This is a genomic window from Pseudomonas pharyngis, assembly GCF_021602345.1.
In the GTDB taxonomy this organism is placed as follows: domain Bacteria; phylum Pseudomonadota; class Gammaproteobacteria; order Pseudomonadales; family Pseudomonadaceae; genus Aquipseudomonas; species Aquipseudomonas pharyngis.
Genome location: NZ_BQID01000003.1, coordinates 128,835 through 152,425, shown reverse-complemented (window position 1 = coordinate 152,425; position 23,591 = coordinate 128,835). Strand labels below are relative to the sequence as shown.

General features: G+C 60.8%; 17 protein-coding genes and 1 tRNA gene. 12 read left to right on the top strand and 6 right to left on the bottom strand.

Annotation, left to right across the window (positions count from 1 at the left end; genetic code table 11):
* Positions 1 to 29: 29 nt before the first annotated feature.
* Positions 30 to 116 (bottom strand) — tRNA-Leu (locus tag L6D74_RS07610).
* A gap of 224 nt (positions 117 to 340) precedes the next feature.
* Between L6D74_RS07610 and rnr the strand changes: the two genes are divergently transcribed.
* The 7 genes from rnr to dnaB all read left to right on the top strand — a co-directional run bounded on the left by rnr (position 341) and on the right by dnaB (position 7,641).
* A complete protein-coding gene (rnr, locus tag L6D74_RS07605; RefSeq protein ID WP_064593109.1) occupies positions 341 to 2,971 on the top strand; it encodes a ribonuclease R in 2,631 nt (876 codons plus the stop codon).
* Positions 2,968 to 3,735 carry a 23S rRNA (guanosine(2251)-2'-O)-methyltransferase RlmB gene (gene rlmB / locus L6D74_RS07600; protein ID WP_085611057.1) on the top strand — a complete coding sequence of 256 codons (768 nt, stop codon included), beginning with the start codon at positions 2,968 to 2,970 and terminating at the stop codon, positions 3,733 to 3,735. The genes rnr and rlmB overlap by 4 nt, the downstream gene beginning before the upstream one ends.
* A gap of 307 nt (positions 3,736 to 4,042) precedes the next feature.
* On the top strand, positions 4,043 to 4,471 hold the full coding sequence (rpsF, locus tag L6D74_RS07595) for a 30S ribosomal protein S6 (RefSeq protein ID WP_007950702.1): 429 nt from the start codon (positions 4,043 to 4,045) through the stop codon (positions 4,469 to 4,471).
* Positions 4,472 to 4,499: 28 nt separating this feature from the next.
* On the top strand, positions 4,500 to 4,730 hold the full coding sequence (gene rpsR / locus L6D74_RS07590) for a 30S ribosomal protein S18 (RefSeq protein ID WP_002551829.1): 231 nt from the start codon (positions 4,500 to 4,502) through the stop codon (positions 4,728 to 4,730).
* Positions 4,731 to 4,766: 36 nt separating this feature from the next.
* The gene (locus tag L6D74_RS07585) at positions 4,767 to 5,657 is read left to right on the top strand and encodes a YybS family protein (protein ID WP_085611056.1); all 891 of its coding nucleotides are present in this window, start codon (positions 4,767 to 4,769) and stop codon (positions 5,655 to 5,657) included.
* 19 nt (positions 5,658 to 5,676) lie between these two features.
* Complete coding sequence (gene rplI / locus L6D74_RS07580) at positions 5,677 to 6,123, top strand: 50S ribosomal protein L9 (protein WP_003186385.1); 447 nt, start codon at positions 5,677 to 5,679, stop codon at positions 6,121 to 6,123.
* Between the two features lie 120 nt (positions 6,124 to 6,243).
* Positions 6,244 to 7,641, top strand: coding sequence for a replicative DNA helicase (gene dnaB, locus L6D74_RS07575; RefSeq protein WP_011332193.1), 1,398 nt, complete (start codon positions 6,244 to 6,246; stop codon positions 7,639 to 7,641).
* A 9-nt stretch (positions 7,642 to 7,650) separates the two neighbouring features.
* On the opposite strand, the gene L6D74_RS07570 is transcribed toward dnaB, so the two are convergent.
* Positions 7,651 to 10,230: a hypothetical protein gene (locus L6D74_RS07570; RefSeq protein ID WP_236188569.1), complete on the bottom strand. Its 2,580-nt coding sequence runs from the start codon at positions 10,228 to 10,230 to the stop codon at positions 7,651 to 7,653.
* A 159-nt stretch (positions 10,231 to 10,389) separates the two neighbouring features.
* On the opposite strand from L6D74_RS07570, the gene L6D74_RS07565 reads away from it, so the two are divergent.
* From L6D74_RS07565 to L6D74_RS07550, 4 genes are all read left to right on the top strand, one after another.
* Positions 10,390 to 12,693, top strand: coding sequence for a YgiQ family radical SAM protein (locus L6D74_RS07565; RefSeq protein ID WP_007950699.1), 2,304 nt, complete (start codon positions 10,390 to 10,392; stop codon positions 12,691 to 12,693).
* Between the two features lie 211 nt (positions 12,694 to 12,904).
* On the top strand, positions 12,905 to 16,180 hold the full coding sequence (locus tag L6D74_RS07560; protein WP_236188568.1) for a transglutaminase family protein: 3,276 nt from the start codon (positions 12,905 to 12,907) through the stop codon (positions 16,178 to 16,180).
* A gap of 88 nt (positions 16,181 to 16,268) precedes the next feature.
* Positions 16,269 to 18,755: a circularly permuted type 2 ATP-grasp protein gene (locus tag L6D74_RS07555; RefSeq protein ID WP_085611053.1), complete on the top strand. Its 2,487-nt coding sequence runs from the start codon at positions 16,269 to 16,271 to the stop codon at positions 18,753 to 18,755.
* Positions 18,755 to 19,648, top strand: a complete 894-nt coding sequence (locus L6D74_RS07550; protein ID WP_085648077.1) for a transglutaminase family protein — start codon at positions 18,755 to 18,757, stop codon at positions 19,646 to 19,648. The genes L6D74_RS07555 and L6D74_RS07550 overlap by 1 nt, the downstream gene beginning before the upstream one ends.
* A gap of 127 nt (positions 19,649 to 19,775) precedes the next feature.
* Here L6D74_RS07550 and L6D74_RS07545 read toward each other — a convergent pair whose 3' ends face one another.
* Together L6D74_RS07545 and L6D74_RS07540 are read right to left on the bottom strand one after the other, a co-directional pair.
* Positions 19,776 to 19,958 carry a hypothetical protein gene (locus L6D74_RS07545; protein ID WP_064593122.1) on the bottom strand — a complete coding sequence of 61 codons (183 nt, stop codon included), beginning with the start codon at positions 19,956 to 19,958 and terminating at the stop codon, positions 19,776 to 19,778.
* Between the two features lie 68 nt (positions 19,959 to 20,026).
* Positions 20,027 to 20,614: an LOG family protein gene (locus L6D74_RS07540; RefSeq protein WP_064593125.1), complete on the bottom strand. Its 588-nt coding sequence runs from the start codon at positions 20,612 to 20,614 to the stop codon at positions 20,027 to 20,029.
* A 340-nt stretch (positions 20,615 to 20,954) separates the two neighbouring features.
* Between L6D74_RS07540 and azu the strand changes: the two genes are divergently transcribed.
* Positions 20,955 to 21,401 carry an azurin gene (gene azu / locus L6D74_RS07535; protein WP_064593127.1) on the top strand — a complete coding sequence of 149 codons (447 nt, stop codon included), beginning with the start codon at positions 20,955 to 20,957 and terminating at the stop codon, positions 21,399 to 21,401.
* Positions 21,402 to 21,455: 54 nt separating this feature from the next.
* Here azu and nadE read toward each other — a convergent pair whose 3' ends face one another.
* Both nadE and pncB read right to left on the bottom strand, forming a co-directional pair.
* Positions 21,456 to 22,283 carry an ammonia-dependent NAD(+) synthetase gene (gene nadE / locus L6D74_RS07530; RefSeq protein ID WP_007950678.1) on the bottom strand — a complete coding sequence of 276 codons (828 nt, stop codon included), beginning with the start codon at positions 22,281 to 22,283 and terminating at the stop codon, positions 21,456 to 21,458.
* Between the two features lie 4 nt (positions 22,284 to 22,287).
* Entirely contained in the window at positions 22,288 to 23,511 is a 1,224-nt protein-coding gene (gene pncB, locus L6D74_RS07525) for a nicotinate phosphoribosyltransferase (protein ID WP_236188567.1), read from the bottom strand.
* Positions 23,512 to 23,591: the final 80 nt, after the last annotated feature.

Here is a 23,591-nt window from a genome sequence, read left to right as displayed (position 1 = left end):
TGAAACTGATCTAGTCTCAAACTCGAAATTGGTGCCCAGGAGAAGACTCGAACTTCCACGACCGTAAGGTCACCAGCACCTGAAGCTGGCGTGTCTACCAATTTCACCACCTGGGCATCTCGTCAACGTGTGTACGTCGTCGATGGCGCGCACTATACGGAGCGACTTTTTAACTGTAAACCCCTGCCGGCAAAAAAAATGATTTTTTTTACCAGCGGTGTTCAAAACGGCTTTCGAACGTCGATAGAGGGCTTTAGAAAGGCCTTTATAGTCTGAAATTTCCCGTTTGATGGCGCCTATGCCAAACTAACCCGCATATAGACAAGGTGAAAACTCTCTAATGGCCGATTGGCAGTCCCTCGATCCCGAGGCCGCTCGTGAAGCGGAAAAATATGAAAACCCTATTCCCAGCCGCGAACTGATCCTTCAGCACCTTGCTGATCGAGGTTCGCCTGCTGCCCGCGAGCAACTGGTCGAAGAGTTTGGTCTGACCACAGAAGACCAGATTGAAGCCCTGCGCCGCCGCCTGCGCGCCATGGAGCGCGATGCTCAACTGATCTATACCCGCCGCGGCACGTATGCACCGGTCGACAAGCTCGACCTGATCCTCGGTCGCATCAGCGGTCACCGCGACGGCTTCGGCTTCCTGGTGCCGGATGATGGCTCCGACGACCTGTTCATGAGCCCGGCGCAAATGCGTCTGGTGTTCGACGGCGACCGTGCCCTGGCCCGTGTCTCCGGCCTGGACCGTCGCGGTCGTCGCGAAGGCGTGATCGTCGAAGTGGTGTCCCGTGCCCACGAAAGCATCGTCGGCCGCTACTTCGAAGAAGGCGGTATCGGCTTCGTCGTCGCGGACAACCCGAAGATCCAGCAGGAAGTGCTGGTGACGCCGGGCCGTAACGCCAACGCCCAGATCGGTCAGTTCGTCGAGGTGAAAATCACTCACTGGCCGACGCCGCGCTTCCAGCCGCAAGGTGATGTGATCGAAGTGGTCGGCAACTACATGGCGCCGGGCATGGAAATCGATGTCGCCCTGCGCACCTACGACATTCCGCACGTCTGGCCTGAAGCCGTTCTGAAGGAAGCCGGCAAGCTCAAGCCGGAAGTCGAAGAAAAAGACAAAGAGAAACGCGTCGACCTGCGCCATCTGCCGTTCGTCACCATCGACGGCGAAGATGCCCGCGACTTCGACGACGCGGTCTACTGCGAAGCCAAGCCGGGCAAACTGCGGCTGTTCTCCGGCGGCTGGAAGTTGTACGTGGCGATTGCCGACGTTTCCAGCTATGTGAAGATTGGTTCGGCTCTGGACAACGAAGCCCAGGTGCGCGGCAACTCGGTGTACTTCCCCGAGCGCGTGGTGCCGATGCTTCCGGAGCAGCTCTCCAACGGCCTGTGCTCGCTGAATCCGCATGTCGATCGTCTGGCCATGGTTTGCGAGATGACCATCTCCAAGTCCGGCGAAATGACCGACTACTGCTTCTATGAAGCAGTGATCCATTCCCACGCCCGTCTGACCTATAACAAGGTCAGCGCGATGCTGGAAACGCCGAAAGCGACAGAAGGGCGCAAGCTGCGCGGTGAATACACCGATGTCTTGCCGCACCTCAAGCAACTCTACGCGCTGTACAAGGTATTGCTGGCTGCCCGTCATGTGCGTGGCGCGATCGATTTCGAAACGCAGGAAACCCGGATCATCTTCGGTTCCGAGCGCAAGATTGCCGAAATCCGTCCGACCACCCGTAACGACGCGCACAAGCTGATCGAGGAATGCATGCTGGCGGCCAACGTGGCCACCGCCGAATTCCTGAAGAAGCACGAGATCCCTGCGCTGTACCGTGTCCACGACGGCCCGCCACCGGAGCGTCTGGAAAAACTGCGCGCGTTCTTGGGTGAACTCGGTCTGTCCCTGCACAAAGGCAAGGATGGCCCGTCGCCGAAGGACTATCAGGCACTGTTGGCCAGCATCAAGGATCGTCCGGATTTCCACCTGATCCAGACCGTGATGCTGCGCTCCCTGAGCCAGGCGGTGTACAGCGCCCAGAACGAAGGCCACTTCGGCCTGAATTACGAAGCCTATACCCACTTCACCTCGCCGATCCGTCGTTACCCGGACCTGCTCACGCACCGGGCGATCCGCAGCGTGATCCATTCGAAACAGGACACCCCGCACGTTCGTCGTGCCGGTGCGATGACCATTCCGAAGGCGCGCATCTATCCGTACGACGAAGCAGCGCTGGAGCAACTCGGCGAGCAGTGCTCGATGAGCGAGCGCCGTGCCGACGAAGCGACCCGCGACGTGGTGAACTGGCTCAAGTGCGAGTTCATGAAAGACCGCGTGGGCGAATCGTTCCCGGGCGTGATCACTGCCGTGACCGGTTTCGGGCTGTTCGTCGAGCTGACCGATATCTACGTCGAAGGTCTGGTGCACGTCACCGCACTGCCGGGCGACTACTACCACTTCGACCCTGTGCACCACCGCCTGGCGGGCGAGCGTACCGGTCGCAGCTTCCGTCTTGGCGATACCGTTGAAGTGCGCGTCATGCGCGTCGATCTCGACGAGCGCAAGATCGACTTCGAGATGGCTGAAAAAACCATCAGCGCGCCGATCGGCCGCAAGAAGCGTGGCGCCGAGACGACCACTCCTGCAGCCAAGGTTGTGGAAGAAAAGGCTCCGGCAAAAACCGCCAGCCGTCGTCCGGCCAAGGAGAAGGCTGTCGAGGCCTATCGTCCGAGCGATGCCGTGGCGAAAAACGCCGAGCTGCGCAAAAGCCGTGAATTGAAGAAGGCCTTGCTGGCCGATGCCAAAAACGGTGGTAAAGCGGCGTCCGGGGGAAAGGCCGGACGGTCGGCGCCTGACAAGGCTTCCGGCGGCAAGCCAGCCAAACCGAGCAAACACCGTAAAGGCCCGCCGAAAGCGGGTTCCGCTCCAGCCAAAAGTGGCGGGGCGCGTAAACCGAAGGCGAAGTCATGAGTCAGTTGGAAAAAATCTACGGCGTTCACGCGGTAGAAGCGTTGCTGCGTCACCACCCTAAACGCGTCAAGCAGATCTGGCTGGCCGAGAGTCGCAACGATCCGCGCGTGCAAACGCTGATCGAGTTGGCCAACGAAAACCGGGTCCAGATCGGTCAGGCCGAGCGCCGCGAAATGGACGCCTGGGTTGAAGGCGTGCACCAGGGCGTGGTGGCGGACGTCAGTCCGAGCCAGGTCTGGGGCGAGGCGATGCTCGACGAGCTGCTCGATCGCACCGAAGGCGCGCCGCTGTTGCTGGTGCTCGACGGCGTGACCGACCCGCACAACCTCGGCGCCTGCCTGCGTTCGGCGGACGCTGCCGGTGCGCTGGCGGTCATCGTGCCGAAAGACAAGTCGGCCACCCTGACGCCTGTCGTACGTAAAGTGGCTTGCGGCGCGGCGGAAGTGATTCCGCTGGTGGCCGTCACCAACCTTGCGCGCACCCTGGAAAAGCTTCAGCAGCGTGGTCTGTGGGTTGTCGGCACGGCGGGTGAGGCCGAAGTCAGCATCTATGACCAGGACCTGACCGGCCCAACCATCCTGATCATGGGTGCCGAAGGCAAAGGCATGCGCCGCCTGACCCGCGAGCATTGCGATTACCTGGTGCACTTGCCGATGGCCGGTAGCGTCAGCAGTCTCAATGTCTCGGTTGCGACCGGCGTGTGCCTGTTCGAAGCCCAGCGTCAGCGCGGTGCCAAGGCCAAGGCGGCTGCCAAAAAGGCTTAAGCCTCACGGCGTCATAAATGTGGGAGCGAGCCTGCTCGCGATAGTGGTGAAACATTCAGCATAAATGTCGAATGTTAAGCCTTCATCGCGAGCAGGCTCGCTCCCACAGTGTTTTCTGGTGTGGCAGAAAGTGTGGCTGTTCAAATAATCACCAATTGCCTTGCACCTCTTCAGTCCCTTCTCTACAATTGCGCCCCTTGCTGTGGCGGCAGGCATGCATGTGCCCCGCGCCAGCAAGTCCATAAGTGTCATTCACTCCTTGTCTGACCGTTTTTGAGCGGCAGGCTACAACCCGTAAGGAGCATTCATGCGTCATTACGAAATCATCTTTCTGGTCCACCCTGACCAGAGCGAGCAAGTCGGCGGCATGGTTGAGCGTTACACCAAGCTGATCGAAGAAGACGGCGGCAAAATCCACCGTCTGGAAGACTGGGGCCGTCGTCAACTGGCCTACGCAATCAACAATGTTCACAAGGCTCACTACGTGATGCTGAACGTTGAGTGCACCGGCAAGGCCCTGGCCGAGCTGGAAGACAACTTCCGCTACAACGATGCTGTGATCCGTAACCTGGTCATCCGTCGCGACGAAGCCGTTACCGGCCAGTCCGAGATGCTCAAGGCTGAAGAAAACCGCAGTGAGCGCCGTGAGCGTCGCGAACGTCCTGAGCACGATGGCAGCGCCGATGGCGATGACAGCGATAGCGACAGCGACAACAGCGATAACGCTGACGAGTAATCCACGGACCTTTTAAGGAGCCTATCAAATGGCACGTTTCTTCCGTCGTCGTAAATTCTGCCGCTTCACCGCTGAAGACGTGAAGGAGATCGACTACAAAGATCTCAACACTCTGAAAGCCTACGTATCCGAGACCGGCAAAATCGTTCCAAGCCGCATCACCGGTACCAAAGCTCGTTATCAGCGTCAGCTGGCCACCGCTATCAAGCGCGCCCGCTTCCTGGCCCTGCTGGCCTACACCGACAGCCACGGCCGCTGAGACCGGGCAGTCGACAAGTAGCAAAGGATTGAATGCATGCGTGCCTTAGCTGAGTTCATCATGCGCGGCCGTATGCAGGCCACTCTCGTAGTGGCCGGGTGTGCAACATTGCCGTTGTTGTATTGGTTGGGTGCTGCCGCCGGGAGCCTGGTGCTTCTGCGGCGCGGATTGGCCGACGCCCTGGGCGTCGTGTCGCTGGGACTGCTGCCGGCATTGATCTGGTGGTTGTATGCCGATGACCCACGGGCACTTCTGGTGCTGCTGGGGTCTTCGGGGCTTGCGCTGGTGTTGCGCGCAAGCGAGTCCTGGGTCCGTACGCTGCTGGTCAGCGTAGCCATGGGGCTGGTGTTTTCAGTGGTGCTCGGGGCGGCGTTCGCGCCCCAGATCGAGATGCTGGCGCAGGCCTTGGTAAAGGTCATGCCCGCGCTTCTCGGTGATGCCTACCAACAATTGTCGGTAGACGAGCAGGCGCGTTTCGCGTCGCTGATCGCACCGGTCCTGACCGGCCTGATTGCGGCCTTGTTGCAGATCGTCAGCGTGCTGAGCCTGATTGTCGGGCGTTATTGGCAGGCGTTGTTGTACAACCCGGGTGGTTTTGGTCGCGAGTTTCGCGCCATCCGGATCCCGCTGGGACCGGCGATGTTGCTGCTGGCGTTGATGCTTCTGGGCCCGAATCTCGGTGCACAGATGGCCATGTTGACGCCGTTGTGCAGTGTGCCGCTGGTGTTCGCCGGGCTGGCCCTGATTCACGGGCTGGTGGCGCAAAGGCGACTGGCCGGTTTCTGGCTGGTGGGGTTGTACGTGACGCTGTTGCTGTTCATGCAGCTGATCTATCCGTTGCTCGTGGTTCTGGCCATTGTCGACAGCCTGATTGATTTTCGCGGTCGGGTGTCGAAAGACACCGATAACGCGAACGGTGAAGGTTAAAAGTTAAGAGGATTTCCACATGCAACTGATCCTTCTGGAAAAAATCGCCAACCTGGGCAACCTGGGCGACAAAGTAAACGTTAAGGCCGGTTACGGCCGTAACTACCTGCTGCCTTTCGGCAAAGCCACCGCTGCGACCGCTGCCAACCTGGCTGCGTTCGAAGAGCGTCGCGCTGAGCTGGAAAAAGCCGCCGCAGACCGTAAAGCATCGGCTGAAAGCCGTGCTGCCCAACTGGCCGAGCTGGAAGTGACCATCACTGCCACCGCTGGCGACGAAGGCAAGCTGTTCGGTTCGATCGGTACTCACGACATCGCTGACGCACTGACCGCCTCCGGCGTTGAAGTGGCGAAAAGCGAAGTTCGTCTGCCGAACGGCACCATCCGCAACGTGGGTGAATTCGACGTGGCTGTGCACCTGCACGCCGAAGTTGAAGCCACCGTGCGCGTTGTCGTGGTAGCAGCTTAAGCAACACCCTGATCGACTGGCGGCCTGTCCGTCAGACGGTTAACATCGGGCACGATCCTGTTTACAGGTCGTGCCCTTTGTCTTTCTGCACTCCCTGCTTTTCCTGATTAAAAAGTGGCCATGAACGAAATCTCCGCTCCCGAGCAATACGATCTGCAAACCGCTGCGCTGAAGGTGCCGCCGCATTCCATCGAGGCCGAACAGGCCGTGCTCGGTGGTCTGATGCTGGACAACAACGCCTGGGAACGCGTGCTCGATCAAGTCTCCGACGGCGATTTCTACCGACATGACCACCGTCTGATTTTCCGTGCGATCGCCAAACTGGCCGATCAGAACTTGCCGATCGACGTCGTGACCCTTGCCGAGCAACTGGACAAGGAAGGACAGACCTCGCAAGTCGGCGGCCTCGGTTACCTGGGCGAACTGGCGAAAAACACGCCGTCCGTCGCCAACATCAAGGCCTATGCGCAGATCGTCCGCCAGCGTGCGACGTTGCGTCAGTTGATCGGTATCAGCACGGAAATTGCCGACAGCGCCTTCAACCCTGAAGGTCGCACCGCCGAGGAAATCCTCGACGAAGCCGAGCGGCAGATCTTCGCGATTGCCGAAGCCCGGCCAAAAACCGGCGGCCCGGTGGGGGTGAATGACCTGTTGACCAAGGCCATCGACCGCATCGATACCCTGTTCAACACCGCCGACTCGATCACCGGCCTGTCCACCGGCTACACCGACCTCGACGAGAAAACCAGCGGACTGCAACCGGCCGACTTGATCATCGTCGCCGGCCGTCCTTCGATGGGTAAGACGACTTTCGCGATGAACCTGGTGGAAAACGCCGTGTTGCGCAGCGACAAGGTCGTGCTGGTGTACTCCCTCGAGATGCCAGGCGAATCGCTGATCATGCGTATGCTGTCGTCCCTCGGTCGTATCGACCAGACCAAGGTGCGTTCCGGCCAGCTGGAAGACGACGACTGGCCGCGCCTGACCTCGGCGGTCAACCTGCTCAACGACCGCAAGCTGTTCATCGATGACACCGCCGGCATCAGCCCGTCGGAGATGCGTGCCCGGACCCGGCGTCTGGTGCGCGAGCACGGCGACATCGGCCTGATCATGATCGACTACCTGCAGCTGATGCAGATCCCGGGTTCCAGCGGCGACAACCGGACCAACGAGATTTCCGAGATCTCCCGATCCCTGAAAGCCCTGGCCAAGGAATTCAACTGCCCGGTAGTTGCTCTGTCGCAGCTCAACCGCTCCCTGGAACAACGTCCCAACAAGCGCCCGGTGAACTCCGACTTGCGGGAATCCGGAGCGATCGAGCAAGACGCCGACGTGATCATGTTCGTGTACCGGGACGAGGTGTATCACCCGGAAACCGAACACAAGGGCATCGCCGAAATCATCATCGGCAAGCAGCGGAACGGCCCGATCGGCTTCATCCGCCTGGCCTTCATCGGCAAGTACACGCGTTTCGAAAACCTCGCGCCGGGCAGTTACAACTTCGACGACGACGAGTAACGCAATTGATCACGCCAGATGATCAAACAGTTTCTGGGCAACCCTTGGGCTGATGAGTTCTCGCCAGATCCGTTGGTGGGGCCGCCCAGCCTGTTCTTCGCGCTGTTGAAACGAGCTGCCGAGCAGGCGCTGCTCCAGCGTTTTCAGATGTGCACCCTTGACGGTGTAATCCAGCGCAGCGCGGTCTTGCCTGTCGTAATGAAAGTGGGCCTCCCACAATGGTGTGTTGTCCGAGCGGTCCATGATCGAATAGACGTCGAGAAATGACCTGTCTTTGCCCTTGCCCAGTTGCTTGCGCGCCACCGTTTTGACCACCTTGAGCTGGGCGTGATCGAGCAGGAAGCTCAGGCGCGGGACGTCCAGCACATCCTTGTTTTTATACATCCGTATCAGAATGTCCTGGCCTTCGGCGTCCATTGAGTCACCGGCAGCTTTCAGACGCCCGATCAAACCTGTGGTTTCAGCGTCTACTGCCATTTGATCGAGGGTCTCGAGGCGTTTCGCCAGATCTGTGAGTCGATCCACCTCGGCCCCCAGGTATTCGACAATGGTGGTCGGGTTGTCCCTTCGGTTTTCCATCATCCTTGCCTGGGCAAGATGCGCCTCCACATTGCCAAGGCGTGCTGTGGCTTCGTTCATCAGCTGAGGTTTGGGAACCGGTGCCGGGGCGGGGCGCACTGGCCGCCATTCACCCTCTCTCTTCTCGTACCGTTGAGGTGGATCGTTCGGTTTGAAGATGTCGGGAACATTGAGCGTGACACTGCCGTCCGCAGCGGTGTCCTGAACGCCCACCAGTACCCGGTAGGTGCCATGTTGACGGGTTCGGAACAACTTTCGCGGCGCTGCGATTTCGGCGGCTCCTGAAGGTTGCGCCGGGAGGAAGTCGAAGTCGATATCATGATCGTCGCCAGGCAGTTCGTTGTTGCTGCCAACCCGATCATAGATTTCATTCAGCCGGGTTTCGATTTTCGATTCGAAGGTATCCATCAGTGACAGTGCCTGATTGACGTACTCTGCCTTTGTAGGGGGTGTCGAAGTGATCAATGCCAACAATCCGGCCCTGTCGCTTTTGATGCTCTCGATCGCCAGTTGCAGCGCGAGAGGTTCGGGATATCCGGAAACTTCGTTCAGGTCATGTTTGAGCAAGTGCATCGACATGGCAGTGCGCATGCCATGATTTGACGGGTTTTGTGGATCGTCGGAAATCAGGCGCAGGAAAATGTTGTATTTACTGGTGTTGATCTGGTCAACAGTGGGGATTCCGCGATTCATGTCATCCAGCTCCCCTTGGGCGCTACGATCAGCTTTTAGAATCTGATCCATCACAGCCTGGCGATCGTCCATGATCTTCAGCTTTTTGTTGAGATGGACAAGGTTGCGCTTCAGCGACTCGACGGTAATCACATCCAGGGTTGGCAGAACCCTGCGATCCATGACAGCAATCAATTTGTTGAGGTAGTCGATTCTGTTGATCTGCTGAGCATGAAGCTCGGTTTTGTAGAGCCCGCCAGCCTTGAGCAGTAGCAACCAGTCCTTGTTATCGATCAGTGATTTGACGTAATCGGCCTGCATTCTTGTGTATTTGATCAAATGCACTTCGAGTTCGATCAGCGCGGCTTTCTCGGCGTCACTTCCCTCAGGCAGGTGTTCGGCGCTGGCCCAGAGTTCGCCATAGCGCCTGTTGGATGCGGCCAGGGCATCGAAGGCGTTCCTGATGAATTCATGCCGTTGAAGCAGATAGGCTTTGCTGTCCTGAGCTTGCGCGTTGCGACGCATGCCACCCTTTAGTCCGTCGAGACTGAACCCCCAAAAACCGTCGGACGTGCGGGCAATGGCCAGCGTTTCACCGCCCCGACTGGCGCGGTAGATGTTTTCGCTGTCAGTGGCGACAGGATCTTTCGGCTTGACCACCCGCCAGACCTTGTGTGCGGGAGAGGATGCATCGACATCCTGCATTACTTGATAGGCCTGGCTGTCGATGATCACGTAGCGCTTACCTTCGAAGCTGTGCAGACCGTCACTGTCCGGCGCGACACCGACGAAATTCAGAGGCGTCCTGAACGCTTCCAGTCGACTGGAAGTCAACGCAATGGGTTCAGCCTCGAAATCATCCACCGGATGCCATCGCTTGTTTTGGGGATCCTGAACGAGAACAGGGCCCGAGGGATTCAATTCACTGCTCAGCCTTGCCCGGTAAAGTCGGCTGTCAGGGTCCAGGCCAACCTGCAGGACGCTGCCATCGTACGCATCGACGAACAGCCGCCCCTTGAAGTTTCTGAAGCCTTGCGCATCGGCCTCTGGCAGTTGCGACCCGAAACGGATGCGATAGGTATCAAACGAAGGACGTACCGGTGTTGCCCTCGGGGAGGAATGGATTTCGTCGAAGGTCACGGCTGGTGCGGGAGAGATTGTGTCCGGGTCTGCAAATGCCGGAGTCCTGTCCGGTGCAGGTTGAGAAGGGGGGCGGCGTACGACCGGGGGAATCAGAGGCGAAGCGGGGGTCTGTGGTGAACGGTTGGTCGCTGAAGTCGAAGGTGGATTGTGAACTTCGACGGTGGTGACGCCTCTGGAGGGTGGTTTTACAGGCATGTGTATTCATCCTTGAATAAGTCGTGAACCCATTTGTTGAACAAAGTGCTTGGCCGTGGACGAGGCTGAGAGAAACCGACCACAGTCGTCGGAATTGGTCAAAATTTGTGCTATATTCCGCGCCCGCGAATTCAATGAAAGCCAACACCGGTTATCGACATGCAAGCAGCCAAGCCGTTATTTGACTATCCAAAATATTGGGCCGAATGTTTCGGGCCAGCGCCGTTCCTGCCGATGAGCAGGGAGGAGATGGATCAGCTTGGCTGGGATTCCTGCGACATCATCATTGTTACGGGAGATGCCTACGTCGATCACCCGTCGTTCGGCATGGCGATCATCGGCCGGCTGCTGGAGTCGCAAGGCTTCCGCGTCGGGATCATCGCGCAGCCTAACTGGCAGTCCAAAGACGACTTCATGAAGCTCGGCGAGCCGAACCTGTTCTTCGGCGTCGCGGCCGGCAACATGGACTCGATGATCAACCGTTACACCGCGGACAAGAAAATCCGTTCCGACGACGCCTACACCCCGGGCGGCATGGCCGGCAAACGTCCCGATCGCGCGAGCCTGGTTTACAGCCAGCGCTGCAAGGAAGCCTACAAGCACGTGCCGATCGTGCTCGGCGGTATCGAAGCCTCCCTGCGCCGCATCGCCCACTACGACTACTGGCAGGATCGCGTGCGCAACTCGATCCTGATCGACGCCAGCGCCGACATCCTGCTGTACGGCAACGCCGAGCGGGCGATTGTCGAAGTCGCCCAGCGTCTGTCCTACGGTCACAAGATCGAAGACATCACCGATGTGCGCGGCACCGCGTTCATCCGTCGCGACACACCCGCGGGCTGGTACGAAGTCGACTCCACGCGCATCGACCGTCCGGGCAAGATCGACAAGATCATCAACCCGTACGTCAACACCCAGGACACTCAGGCTTGCGCGATCGAGCAGGAGAAGGGCCCGGTTGAAGACCCGGAAGAAGCCAAGGTCGTACAGATCCTGGCCAGCCCGAAAATGACCCGCGACAAGACCGTGATCCGCCTGCCGTCGATGGAAAAGGTGCGTAACGACCCGGTTCTGTACGCCCACGCCAACCGCGTGCTGCACCTGGAAACCAACCCGGGCAACGCCCGTGCGCTGGTGCAGAAGCATGGCGAGATCGACGTCTGGTTCAACCCGCCGCCGATTCCGATGACCACTGAAGAAATGGACTACGTGTTCGGCATGCCTTACGCACGTGTTCCGCACCCTGCGTACGGCAAGGAAAAAATCCCTGCCTACGACATGATCCGTTTCTCGGTGAACATCATGCGTGGCTGCTTCGGTGGCTGCACCTTCTGCTCGATCACCGAGCACGAAGGCCGGATCATCCAGAACCGTTCCGAAGAGTCGATCATTCGCGAAATCGAAGAGATCCGCGACAAGGTGCCGGGCTTCACCGGCGTCATCTCCGACCTCGGCGGCCCGACCGCGAACATGTACCGCATCGCCTGCAAGAGCCCGGAAATCGAATCCGCGTGCCGCAAGCCGTCCTGCGTGTTCCCGGGCATCTGCCCGAACCTGAACACCGACCACTCGTCGCTGATTCAGCTGTACCGCAGCGCCCGTGCGTTGCCGGGTGTGAAGAAGATCCTGATCGCCTCCGGCCTGCGTTACGACCTCGCGGTCGAGTCGCCGGAATACGTCAAGGAGCTGGTGACCCACCACGTCGGCGGTTACCTGAAGATCGCCCCGGAACACACCGAGGAAGGTCCGCTCAACCAGATGATGAAACCGGGGATCGGCACCTACGATCGCTTCAAGCGCATGTTCGAGAAGTACACCAAGGAGGCGGGGAAAGAGCAGTACCTGATCCCGTACTTCATCGCCGCGCACCCGGGCACCACCGACGAAGACATGATGAACCTGGCCCTGTGGCTCAAGGGCAACGGCTTCCGCGCCGATCAGGTGCAGGCGTTCTATCCGTCGCCGATGGCCACCGCCACCGCGATGTACCACTCGGGCAAGAACCCGCTGCGCAAGGTCACCTACAAGAGCGACGGCGTGACCATCGTCAAGAGCGAAGAGCAGCGTCGTCTGCACAAGGCGTTCCTGCGTTATCACGACCCGAAAGGCTGGCCGATGCTGCGTGAAGCGCTGACCCGCATGGGCCGTGCCGACCTGATCGGGCCGGGCAAGAACCAGTTGATCCCGCTGCACCAGCCGGCCACCGACAGCTATCAGAGTGCCCGTCGCAAAAACTCGACACCGGCCGGCAGCCACAAGGTCGCGAAAGAGAAGACCACCAAGATCCTCACGCAGCACACCGGTCTGCCTCCGCGCGCCAGTGACGGCGGCAATCCTTGGGACAAGCGTGAACAGGCCAAGGCCGCGGCATTCGCCCGCAACCAGCAGGCCGCCAAGGAGCGCAAGGAAGCGGCGAAAGGCAAAGGCCCGAAACCGGCACGCAAGCCGGTCGTACCGCGCTGAAACGCACTTGAGCTGAACAGAACGCCAACCTTCGGGTTGGCGTTTTGCGTTGTGCCTCGCAACATTTGCGTGCAACTGTGCCAAACCATTTCACCGCATCGCCCGATTTTGGTGCTGTACTGCCCTAAGCATTCCGGGAAAGCGCCCAAGCCTCTGCATGGCATAAGTCTTGCGCGCTTTCGAATACGCTTGGGCTCGCAGGAGGCACGCCGTGTCGATTCATGTCGCATTGCATCACGTCACGCATTACCGCTACGACCGCGCTGTCGAACTCGGCCCGCAGATCGTGCGTCTGCGTCCGGCTGCCCACAGCCGTACGCGGATTCTGTCCTATTCACTGAAAGTCTCGCCCGAGCAGCACTTCATCAACTGGCAGCAGGACCCTCAGGGCAACTACCTCGCCCGGCTGGTGTTCCCCGAGAAAACCGCCGAACTGCGGATCGAGGTCGATCTGCTGGCCGAGATGGCGGTGTTCAACCCGTTCGACTTTTTCCTCGAGCCCTACGCCGAGAAAATCCCCTTCGCCTACGCCGCCGATGAGCGCAAGGAACTGGCGCCGTACCTCGAAACCCTGCCGCTGACGCCGACATTCAAGGCCTATCTGGACGCCATCGACCGCACGCCGTTGCCGGCCGTGGATTTCCTGGTGGCGCTCAACCAGCGTCTGAGCGAAGACATCAATTACCTGATTCGCATGGAACCGGGTGTGCAGACCCCGGAGCACACCCTCGAACATGCCTCCGGTTCCTGCCGTGATTCGGCGTGGTTGCTGGTGCAACTGCTGCGCAACCTCGGGCTGGCGGCGCGTTTCGTCTCCGGCTACCTGATTCAATTGACCGCCGACGTGAAAAGCCTCGACGGCCCGTCCGGCACCGAAGTGGACTTCACCGACCTGCACGCATGGTGCGAGGTGTACCTGCCCGGCGCAGGCTGGATTGGTCTTGATGCGACGTCCGGACTGTTCGCCGGGGAAGGGCACATCCCGTTGGCCTGCAGTCCCGATCCGTCCTCGGCGGCGCCGATCAGTGGTCTGGTGGAGCCTTGCGAGTGCGAGTTCAGCCACGAAATGTCCGTAGAGCGGATCTGGGAAGCACCCCGGGTCACCAAGCCCTACACCGATGAGCAATGGCTGGCGATCCAGGCGCTGGGCCGGCAAATCGATGCCGATCTGCTGGAAGGTGATGTGCGCCTGACCATGGGCGGCGAACCCACCTTCGTGTCCATCGACGACCCCGACGGCGCCGAGTGGAACACCGCCGCGCTGGGTCCGGACAAGCGCCGGCTCTCCGCCGAACTGTTCCAGCGCATGCGCAAGCATTACGCGCCCAAGGGGCTGGTGCATTTTGGCCAGGGCAAATGGTATCCAGGCGAGCAACTGCCGCGCTGGTCACTGAATTGTTACTGGCGCCGCGACGGTGTGCCGATCTGGCACAACAACGCACTGATCGCCGATGAGCAGCAGGATTACGGCGCTACGGGTGAGCTGGCCGGGCGCTTTCTGGCGAGTGTCGCCGAGCGCCTGAAAGTGCCGACACGCTTCGTGTTCCCGGCCTACGAAGACAACTTCTATTACCTCTGGCGCGAGGGCGCCTTGCCGAGCAACGTCAGCGCCGAAGACTCGCGTCTGGAGGAGCCGCTGGAACGTGCGCGACTGCGCAAGGTGTTCAGTCAGGGGCTGGACAAGATCATCGGCCAGGTGTTGCCGCTGGCGCGCACCGCCAAGGGCGATCAGTGGCAGAGCGGGCGCTGGTATCTGCGCGATGAGCATTGTCGCTTGGTGCCGGGGGATTCACCGCTGGGCTATCGCCTGCCGCTGGGCTCGCAGCCCTGGGTGAAGGCAGCGGAGTATCCGTTCATTCATCCGAACGATCCGAACCAGGATTTCCCCGAGCTGCCCGAAACAGCGCAGCTCAACGATCACCGTGAGCCGGCTCCGGCAGACGAGCGTGTACCGAAGATCGATGAGTCCGCCGACTGGCTGACCCGCACCGCCTTGTGCGCCGAGGCCCGGGAAGGCCGGTTGTACCTGTTCATGCCGCCGCTGGAGCGGGTCGAGGATTATCTGGAACTGGTCGCGGCCATCGAAGCCACCGCCGAAGAGCTGCATTGTCCGGTGTTGCTGGAAGGCTACGAGCCGCCGAGCGATCCGCGCCTGAGCAATTTCCGCATCACCCCGGATCCCGGCGTGATTGAGGTCAACGTGCAGCCGTCCGCGACGTGGGACGAGTTGGTCGAACGCACCGAGTTTCTGTACGAAGAAGCGCGCCAGACCCGACTGTCCACCGAGAAATTCATGGTCGACGGGCGGCACACCGGCACCGGCGGTGGTAACCATTTCGTGCTCGGCGGCGCGACACCGGGCGACTCACCGTTTCTGCGCCGTCCGGACCTGCTGCGTAGCCTGATCAGTTACTGGCATAACCATCCTTCACTGTCGTACCTGTTTTCCGGTCTGTTCATCGGCCCGACCTCCCAGGCGCCGCGGGTCGACGAAGCGCGCAACGACGCGCTGTATGAACTGGAAATCGCTTTCGCACAAATGCCGGCGCCGGGAGAGGAATGCCCGCCGTGGCTGGTCGATCGCCTGTTGCGCAATTTGCTGATCGACGTCACCGGCAACACCCACCGCGCCGAGTTCTGCATCGACAAGCTGTATTCACCGGACGGCGCCACCGGGCGCCTCGGCTTGCTGGAGTTGCGTGGTTTCGAAATGCCACCCCATGCGCGCATGAGCCTGGCGCAGCAGCTGTTGTTGCGAGCGCTGGTGGCGCGGTTCTGGCGCGAGCCCTATGCGCCGCCGAAACTGGCGCGCTGGGGTACGGAGCTGCACGACCGCTTCATGTTGCCGCACTTCATCGAACAGGACTTCGCCGACGTCATCGTCGAACTCAACAATGCCGGTTACCCCCTGCGTGCGGAATGGTTTGCGGCGCATCTTGAGTTCCGTTTCCCCAAGGTCGGCGATTACGCCGTCAACGGTATCGAGCTGGAATTGCGCCAGGCTCTCGAACCCTGGCACGTGCTGGGAGAGGAGGGCGCGGCGGGCGGCACGGTGCGCTACGTCGATTCATCGCTGGAGCGTTTGCAGGTCAAGCTTACGGGGCTGCCGCCGCAGCGCTATCTGCTGACCTGCAATGGCATCCCGGTGCCGCTGCAACCGACCGGACGGGTTGGCGAGTTTGTCGCCGGCGTACGTTTTCGCGCGTGGCAACCGGCCAACTGCCTGCAACCGACGATCCCGGTGCATGCGCCGCTGGTGTTCGACTTGCTCGATACCTGGATGCAGCGTTCGCTGGGCGGCTGTCAGTACCACGTCGCCCATCCGGGCGGGCGCAATTACGAGACGCTGCCGGTCAACGCCAACGAAGCGGAGAGCCGGCGCATGGCGCGGTTCTTCCGCATCGGACACACGCCGGGGAAACTTCCTGTACCGAACCTGACTATCTCCGACGAACTGCCGATGACTCTCGATTTACGACGTTTTTGATTCGTACACGACGCCCGGATTTTTCGTATATCCGGGTGTCATGTGCCTGCGTTAGTCTGACCGTTCCCTGCCGGCTGCCGAGCTTTCCATGCCTGACCTGCTTGACCGCTACCCGCTGACTGCGGGCACCTATCACGAACTGCTCGACGACAGCGGGGCGGTGCGCCCGCACTGGCGGCGACTGGTCGACCATTTGCAGCGCAGCACCCCAGCGCACCTGGTGCAGCGTCAGGCATTGCTGACCCGGCAGATTCAGGAAAACGGCGTGACCTACAACGTCTATGCGGATCCGAAAGGCGCGGATCGTCCGTGGGAGCTGGATCTGCTGCCCCACGTGATCGCTGCTGACGAGTGGCAGCAACTGTCCGCCGGAATCGCCCAGCGCGCGCGGCTGCTCAATGCGGTGCTGGCGGATCTGTACGGCCCGCAGCGGCTGATCAGCGAAGGGCTGCTGCCAGCGGAGCTGGTGTTCGGCCACAACAACTTCCTCTGGCCCTGTCAGGGCATTGCGCCGCCGGACGGGGCCTTTCTGCACCTGTATGCCGTGGATCTGGCGCGCACGCCGGACGGACGCTGGTGGGTGACGGCGGATCGTACCCAGGCGCCATCCGGCGCCGGTTATGCGCTGGAAAACCGCACTATCGTGTCCCGCGCCTTCCCCGAGTTGTATCGGGATCTGAAAGTGCAGCATCTGGCCGGATTCTTCCGCACCCTGCAGGAAACCCTCGCCCGTCAGGCTCCCTGCGACGATGACGCGCCGCTGGTGGTGTTGCTGACCCCGGGGCGCTTCAACGAGAGCTATTTCGAACATCTTTATCTTGCCCGCCAGCTCGGTTATCCGCTGGTGGAGGGCGGTGACCTGACGGTGCGTGATGCCACGGTCTACCTGAAAACCCTCAGTGGCCTGCGCCGGGTGCACGCGATCCTGCGCCGGCTCGACGATGACTTCTGCGATCCGCTGGAATTGCGCACCGATTCCGCGCTCGGCGTTCCCGGATTGCTGGACGCGGTGCGTCAGGGCCGGGTGCTGGTGGCCAATGCACTGGGCAGTGGCGTACTGGAGTCGCCGGGGCTGCTCGGTTTTCTGCCGAAGATCAATCAGTACCTGTTCGGCGAAGATCTGATTCTGCCGTCCATTGCCACGTGGTGGTGCGGCGAAGCGCCGGTGTTGGCCCAGGCCCTGGAGAAACTGCCGGAGCTGCTGATCAAGCCGGCGTTCCCCTCGCAAAGCTTCCCTCCGGTTTTTGGCCGGGATCTGAGCGAAAAACAGCGTGAAAGTCTCGCCGCGCGCATGCAGGCCCGCCCTTATGCCTATGTCGCGCAAGAACTCGCGCAGCTGTCCCAGGCGCCGATCTGGCAGCCCGAGGACGGGCAACTGCAACCCCGGGCAATCGGCATGCGCATGTACGCGGTGGCCAGTCACGACGGTTATCGGGTGTTGCCCGGTGGCCTGACCCGGGTCGCGGCCGAAGCCGATGCCGAAGTGGTGTCGATGCAGCGCGGTGGTGCGAGCAAGGACACCTGGGTGCTGGGGGATCGGCCGCCGAGCGGGGAACAGTGGAAAGCCCAGCGCAATATCGGCGTGCCCGATCTGGTGCGCCGCGATCCGTACCTGCCGTCGCGGGTGGTGGAAAACCTGTTCTGGTTCGGCCGTTACTGCGAGCGCTGCGACGACAGCGCGCGGCTGCTGCGGATCATGCTCGCGCGCTACGTCGACGGCGATGACCCGCAAGCCTTGCAGGCCGCTGTGGATCTGGGCGAGCGACTGATGCTGCTGCCGGACGAAGGTGAACTGCCGGAACGCTTGCTTGCGGCGCTGCTCGGCGAGGACTGGTCGTTCAGCCTGCGCTCCAACCTGCAGCGCTTGCAGTGGGCGGCATCGCAAGTGCGCGGCAAGTTGTCCCGGGAAAACTGGCAGGCGCTGGTGGAGCTGCAACGCGAGGCTTCGGAGCTGGACACCGACGAACCTGACTTCGGCGAGCTGCTGGATTTTCTCAACCGGTTGGTGATGTCGCTGGCGGCGCTGTCCGGGTTTGCCCTCGACGACATGACCCGTGACGAAGGCTGGCGCTTCCTGATGATCGGCCGGCGCATCGAACGCCTGCAATTTCTCAGCGGCAGTCTCGCGGGTTTCCTGCGGGGCGCCGGGGCGTTCGATCAGGCCGGGCTTGAGTGGTTGCTGGAGCTGGGCAACAGCAGCATCACCTATCGCTCGCGTTATCTGGCGGTGGCGCAGTTGATTCCGGTGCTCGACCTGTTGCTGCTGGACGAGCAGAACCCCCATGCGGTGCTGTTCCAGTTGAAGCTGGTGACCCGCACCCTCAAGCGGCTGAATGATGACTTCGGTATGCCGAGGGAGGCAGGATTGCCGCCGCTGGTCGAGCGTCTGGCGCGCTTCGACCTGAGCTGTCTGGAAAATCCCCTGTTCGGCGAGTCCAGCGTGCGTGCGGCCCTCGACGGACTGGCGGATTTGCTGCAGGAGATCGCCGACGCCAGCAGTCAGGTGTCGGACCGTCTGGCCCTGCGCCATTTCGCCCATGTCGATGATGTCAGCCAGCGTACGGTGTCCGTCTGATGAGCGCCCATTACCAGATCTTTCACGACACCTGCTATCGCTACGACAGCCCGGTATCCCTGGCCCAGCAACTGGCGCATCTGTGGCCGCGCGAGTGCGACTGGCAGCGCTGCACCGAGCAGCAATTGCTGATCAGCCCGCAGCCGACCACCCGCCGTGACGAGCAGGATGTGTTCGGCAATCCGCTGACCCGCCTGGCCTTCGAACGGCCCCACGATGAATTGCAGGTCAACGCACGGCTGACGGTCGAAGTGCTGGCGCGGCCCGTGGTGGATTTCCAGCAGTCGCCGGCCTGGGAACTGACCCGCAACGCGCTGACCTACAGCAGCCAGCCGCTGTCCGCTTCGTTGCTGGAAGTCTGTCGCTATCGATTTCAGTCGCCCTACGTGCATCTCAAACGCAGCTTCGTCGAGTTTTCGGAGAGCTGTTTCCCGGCCGGCAGACCGTTGATGCTGGGTGTGCAGGCCCTGATGCAGAAGATCTTCAGCGAATTCACCTTCGATGCCGAAGCGACGCAAGTCGCGACGCCGCTGGTGGAAGTGCTGGAGCGCCGGCGCGGGGTCTGTCAGGACTTCGCGCACCTGATGCTCGCCTGTGTGCGATCACGCGGGCTGGCGGCGCGTTACGTCAGCGGCTACCTGCTGACCCAGCCGCCGCCGGGGCAGCCACGGTTGATCGGCGCCGATGCGTCCCATGCCTGGGTCTCGGTGTTTTGCCCGGTACTGGGCTGGGTGGATTTCGATCCGACAAACAATGTGCAGCCGGCACTGGAGCACATCACCCTGGCCTGGGGCCGGGATTTCTCCGATGTCTCGCCGTTGCGCGGGGTGATTCTGGGTGGTGGCAATCACGACCCGGAAGTCCGCGTCACCGTGTTGCCACTGGAGGAGTGAAGATCAAATGTGGGAGCGGGCTTGCTCGCGAAAGCAATTTTTCAGTCACATCCATAGTGAATGTCACGACGCTTTCGCGAGCATGCCCGCTCCCACAGGGATTGTGTTCAAGGTTTCAGCAATTTGCTCAGGCGTCGGGCGCCGGGTCTTTCGGTGTCTCAACATCATCATCTTCAGTCGCCACTTCACCGTCAGGGTTCAGTGCCGCCTCTTCAGCCATCTGTTTCTTGCGCTGAAGCTTTTCCTCTTTCTTCTGTTCCTTGGCCAAGTCACGTTGACGTTTGGCGAAGGAGTAATTGGGTTTGGCCATGGGCGATCCTCTGGGGTCGAAGGTGAGGTTGAGCGGCGCGTATTCTGCCCTGTATCGGTGCCCGGCGGTTAATCGGGTTTCTGGTCGACCCACTTGGGCGTGACGGTGGGCTTCCAGTGGTCGAGAGCCTCGAGCAGCGTTTGCGGCGATTCACTCACTTGCAGCATGTCACGGTGCGGCGCACGAACGAAGCCTTCGCCGACGATGTGATCGAGAAATGCAGTGAGTTTGCTGTAGAAACCGTTCACTTCCAGCAGGCCCAGCGGCTTGCCGTGGTAGCCGAGCTGGCCCCAGGTCCAGACTTCGAACAACTCTTCCAGGGTGCCGAGGCCACCGGGCAGGGCGATGAACGCATCGCTGAGTTCGGCCATTCGCGCCTTGCGGGCGTGCATGCCGTCGACCACTTCCAGGCGCGTCAGGCTCTTGTGACCGATTTCCTTGTCCATCAGGCTCTGCGGGATGATGCCGATCACTTCGCCACCGGCCGCCAGTGCAGCGTCGGCGACAATCCCCATCAGGCCGACAGCGCCACCGCCGTAGACCAGCGTCAGCTTACGCTCGGCGATAGCTGTGCCGAGGGCGATGGCGGCTTCGGTGTACGCCGGAGTGGTGCCGGCGTTGGCACCGCAAAATACACAAACGGATGTGAGAGACATGCCTTCCTCCTGGGTCAATCGGTCACAGGGTAATGGCTGGCACGTCTTGATCCAAGGGCTAGACTTCGCGTTTCGGGGTTTCACAGGTACCGCTGGCGCCACAGGCGTAAGCAGAGAGCAGACTGCACAACAGGCTGTTGAAGGACATGACGGATGCTCCAGATGAGTGTCGAGCCCTGAAGATACGGCCCGGCCAAACGTCTGGCTGTTAGATTGTTTCGATGAGTGTCATAGCCTGAAAGTTGTATACAATTTTTGACTCAAGTCATAGGAACTTGCGAAGATTTCAGGCAGTCTTCCAACCATTCGTGTTTTGTTAACCCTGCCTTGGAGATTCACCATGTTTTCCAAAGTTGTTGCGGTATCCCTGCTGGCGCTGGCCAGCAGCCAATTGATGGCTGCCGAGTGCAAAACCACCGTTGATTCCACCGACCAGATGTCCTTCAACACCAAGGCCATCGAAATCGACAAGAGCTGCAAGACCTTCACCGTCGAGCTGACCCACTCCGGCAGCCTGCCGAAGAACGTCATGGGCCATAACCTGGTAATCAGCAAAGAAGCCGACATGCAGCCGATCGCCACCGACGGCCTGGCCGCCGGCATCGACAAGAACTACCTGAAGGACGGTGACGAGCGCGTCATCGCTCACACCAAGATCATCGGCGCCAAGGAAACCGACTCGGTGACCTTCGACGTGTCCAAGCTCAAGGCTGACGAGAAGTACGGCTTCTTCTGCTCGTTCCCGGGCCACATCTCGATGATGAAAGGCACCGTGACCCTGAAGTAAGCAACACACGGTCAAAAAAAGCGTCCCGAAGGACGCTTTTTTTATGCCCTGGATTCAAGGCGCAAACGGCATCACGCGTTTGTGATGAGTCTTTTTGTAGGTGTTGACGATGATGTCGAACGCTTCCTGACGCACCGGCTCGCCGTGCAGGAAAGCGTCGATTTCGGCGTAGGTCACGCCGTGGGAGGCTTCATCCGGCTTGCCCGGCGACAGGTCTTCCAGATCCGCCGTCGGCACTTTTTCCACCAGCGATTCCGGTGCGCCAAAGCTGCGGGCGATGGCCCGGACCTGGTTTTTCACCAGACCGCTGAGTGGGGCCAGGTCGCAGGCGCCGTCACCGAACTTGGTGAAGAAACCCATCACCGCTTCCGCCGCGTGGTCGGTGCCGATCACCAGGCCGTGGGCCGCGCCGGCGATGGTGTACTGGGCGACCATGCGCATCCGCGCCTTGGTGTTGCCGAGCACGAAATCCACCGACACCGCGTGCTTGCCTTCGAAGGCTGCGACTTCGCTGGCCAGGGACTTTACTGCCGGGCCGATGTTGACGGTGTGGCGCTCGTCCGGGGCGATGAAGTCCACCGAAGCCTGGGCGTCGTGTTCGTCGAACTGCACGTCGTACGGCAGGCGCACGGCGATGAACTTGTAGGCCTCGTCACCGGTGCGCTCGCGCAGTTCACGCATGGCGCGCTGGGCCAAAAGGCCGGCGGTCAGCGAATCGACCCCGCCGCTGATGCCCAGCACCAGGGTCTTGAGTCCGGAACTGGTCAGGCAATCCTGGATGAAGGTGATGCGGCGGGCGACTTCCGCTTCGAGGGCCTGGTAATCGGCGAACGGCGGCTGAACGTTGAGCTGTTCAGCAATCTCACGCTGTACGGCTTGCATGAATTCACTCCTTGCTGGAAAGGCTGGAAACGGCAGGAACCTGGAAAACGTGTCGCAAGTAGGCGACGAAATTCGGGTCTTTGCAGTGGGTCTTGCCCGGCTCGTCGGAGATCTTCGCCACCGGTTGGCCGTTGCAGGCGGTCATTTTAAGCACGATGCTCATCGGTTCGACACCCGGAATGTCACAGGTCAGGTTGGTGCCGATGCCGAAGCTGACGTTGATCCGGCCGCACAGGGCCCGGAAGATCTCCAGCGACTTGGGCAGGGTCAGGCTGTCGGAGAACACCAACGTCTTGCTCATCGGGTCGATGCCGAGCTTGTGATAGTGGGCGATGCATTTTTCGCCCCACAGCACCGGGTCCCCGGAGTCGTGGCGCAGACCGTCGAACAGCTTGGCGAAGAACAGATCGAAATCGCCGAGGAACGCGTCGGTGGTGATGCAGTCCGTGAGGGCGATCCCCAACAAGCCGCGGTACTCGCGGACCCAGCAATCGAGGGCGGCGATCTGGCTGTCGATCAGTCGCGGGCCGAGTTGCTGGTGGGCCATGATCCATTCGTGGGCCATGGTGCCCAGCGGTTTCATGTCCAGTTCGCGGGACAGATGCACGTTGCTGGTGCCGACGAAGCGTCCGGGGAAATCGTGTTTGAGCACGTTTACCACTTCTTCCTGCACGCGGTAGGAAAACCTGCGGCGTGTGCCGAAATCGGCGACCTGCAATTGCGAAAGTTCTTCGGCCGAGGCATTGGCGGTCAGCCAGTCGAACTTGCGATACAGCTGTTCGCGGGCCTGTTCCAGCACCGTTTCGCGGTAGCGATAGCGGTTGCGCACTTCGCTGACGATCGCCAGCAGCGGCACTTCAAACAGAATCACATGCAGCCACGGCCCGCGCAGGCGGATGAACAGCTCGCCGTTCTCGATGCCGGTGTGCAGGTAGCGCAGGTTGAAACGGAACAGACCGAGGAACCGCAGGAAATCCGGCTTGAGGAACGAGATGCGCTCGAGAAAACTCAACTGATCGGCGCTCAGGCTCAACTCGGCCAGACGCTCGACCTGGAAGCGGATCTCCGCCAGATAAGGGCGCAGATCCTCACTGTTACGGCAACGGAACTCCCATTCGACTTCGACGTTGGGGTAGTTGTGCAGCACCGCCTGCATCATCGTCAGTTTGTAGAAGTCGGTGTCGAGCAGGTTCTGCACGATGCGATCGGCAAACACACTCTCGCTCATAAAGGGGTCTCCAGGCGGACCGCGCGGTGGGCGCGGTATCAATCAATGGCGCTAGTGGCGCATATCCTGGATGAAGATTG